Annotated in this window: 1 protein-coding gene and 1 pseudogene; both read left to right on the top strand. The window is 48.5% G+C overall.

Annotated features, from left to right (window positions below; all coding sequences use genetic code 11):
• The coding region (locus AZ66_RS28410; protein WP_044358004.1) for a DNA-processing protein DprA at window positions 1-845 on the top strand (845 nt) is incomplete at its 5' end.
• Window positions 739-2,667: pseudogene (gene topA / locus AZ66_RS28405) on the top strand (type I DNA topoisomerase); the annotation flags it as partial. The gene AZ66_RS28410 and the pseudogene topA, both read left to right, overlap by 107 nt.

The raw sequence follows: 2,667 nt of genomic DNA, 5'->3' as shown, positions 1-2,667 counted from the left end.
CACTAGGAGAGCAGCTAGGACATATAGGGCTGCATGTGGTTAGCGGGCTAGCGAGAGGGATAGATGCATCCAGTCATGAAGGCGCTCTCAAGTATGGCAGAACGGTTGCAGTCATGGGGACGTCATTTGACCGAGTGTATCCACCCGAGAATCGAAGCTTGGCAGGAAGAATTGTAGAGAACGGAATTGTCATTACCGAGTATCCGCTCGGCATGAAGACGCACCCGGGAATGTTCCCACTTCGGAATCGAATTATTGCGGGGTTGTCCTTGGGAACAGTTGTTGTAGAGGCCAATTTGCGCAGTGGCGCGTTAATTACGGCGGACATGGCGTTAGATTCGAATCGCGAAGTATTTGCCGTTCCTGGTCCGATTACATCTCCGAAGTCGGCAGGGACGTTGAAACTGCTGTACGAAGGCTCGGCTAAATTAGTCCGTTCGACTAGTGATATTGTGGAAGAATTCAAAGGTTGGTTGACAACAATCCCTTCGCCGTACAATAATGAAACGGTCGACGCTATTGGGGAACAACCCCTAACTGATGAAGAGAAGCGCATTTATAAGCTCATCTGTGATCAAGACAGTACAATCGATGACTTAATGCAGCGCAGCAGTGCGACATTTGCGCAACTCCATGAAGTTTTGTTATCCTTACAATTAAAAAACGAATCCGAGAAGGCCCTGGGGCCGTATATAGCTCGGAATGAAAGTGCAGTATGCTGGAGAGGAGGATGCGCCTGTGGCGGATTCACTAGTAATTGTCGAGTCACCTGCGAAGGCCAAGACAATTGGAAAGTATTTAGGAAGCAAGTATATAGTGAAAGCATCAATGGGGCATGTTCGTGATTTGCCGAAGAGTCAAATTGGCGTCGAGATCGAGGACAATTTTGCACCCAAGTATATAACGATTCGCGGAAAAGGCAGCGTCCTGAAAGAATTGAAGGATGCTCGGAAAAAAGTAAAAAAAGTGTATCTCGCAGCTGACCCCGATCGTGAAGGAGAGGCGATTGCTTGGCATTTAGCACACGCTCTCGAATTGGATCAGTCAGAAGCTTGCCGAGTCGTATTTAATGAAATTACGAAGCAAGCGGTGAAGGATGCGTTCAAAACCCCGCGTCAAATCAATATGGACCTCGTTCATGCACAGCAAGCGAGACGTATCCTTGACCGTTTGGTCGGTTATAAGATAAGTCCGCTTTTGTGGAAGAAGGTGAAGAAAGGATTGTCGGCCGGACGCGTACAGTCCGTGTCCGTCAAACTTATCATCGACCGGGAAAATGAAATCAGCGCGTTCATTCCGGAAGAGTACTGGACCATTACAGCACGCTTGAACATGGGCAAGTCTTCATTCGATGCGAAGTTCTACAGTATCAATGGAGAGAAGAGAGAGCTTACGAGCGAAGCTGAAGTGAATGAAATTCTTCATGCGATTAAGGGCAATTCATTTGTCGTCAGTGAAGTGAAAGAGAGAGAGCGTCTACGTCATCCTTCGCCTCCGTTCACGACAAGCTCCTTGCAGCAGGAGGCTGCCCGCAAATTGAATTTCCGTGCGGCGAAGACGATGTCTGTTGCACAGCAATTATATGAAGGGGTCGACCTTGGCAAAGAGGGAACGGTAGGTCTCATTACGTATATGCGTACGGACTCTACACGTATTTCCCAGACAGCACAGGAAGAAGCGGGAGAGTTCATTAAGGGTCATTACGGCGATGAGTATATGCCTGAGACTCCGCGTCAATATGTGAAGAAAAATGCGAATGCGCAGGATGCGCATGAAGCGGTCAGACCTACATCCATAATGCGAACCCCTGACGAGATGAAGTCCTTCTTGAGCAGGGATCAGTTCCGCTTATACAAGCTGGTATGGGAACGGTTCGTGGCAAGCCAAATGACATCTGCCATTATGGATACGATGACCGTAGATATTAAAGTTGGAGAAACGATGTTCCGTGCGAACGGATCCAAAATCCGCTTCCCTGGCTTTATGAAGGTGTATGTGGAGGGCAACGACGATGGCACGGTTGAGGATGACAAGTTCCTGCCTCCGCTCACTGTTGGAGACAGCATGCAGACCGAACAGATTGAGCCGAAGCAGCATTTTACACAGCCGCCACCGCGTTATACAGAAGCTCGACTGGTCAAGACGCTAGAGGAGCTTGGAATCGGACGGCCGAGTACATACGCGCCAACTCTGGAGACAATTCAGAAGCGCGGATATGTAGCGATTGAAGAGAAGAAGTTCGTCCCAACAGAATTGGGCGAGCTGATCATTCAACTCATGGAAGAGTTCTTCCCTGAAATCTTGGATGTTGAATTTACCGCTCACATGGAAGAGGATTTAGACCATGTCGGTGAAGGGCAGCAGGATTGGGTTAAAGTACTTGCCGATTTCTATGAATCCTTCGAGAAACGACTGCTTGTAGCGGAAGAAGAAATGAAGGAAATCGAAATCGAGGATGAAGTGTCCGATGAGATTTGTGAGAAATGCGGACGTCATTTTGTATACAAGATGGGTCGGTTCGGTAAATTCCTGGCATGCTCAGGCTTCCCGGATTGCCGCAATACACGCCCGATTGTAAAAAGATACTGGTGTTACTTGTCCGAAGTGCCACGAAGGCAAGCTTGTTGAGCGTCGCAGTAAGAAGGGACGTGTCTTCTATGGATGCGA

The sequence above is a fragment of the Paenibacillus sp. E194 genome (genome assembly GCF_000935845.1).
GTDB classification, from domain to species: Bacteria; Bacillota; Bacilli; order Paenibacillales; family Paenibacillaceae; genus Paenibacillus_B; species Paenibacillus_B alvei_B.
This window is presented reverse-complemented; position numbering and strand designations above follow the sequence as displayed.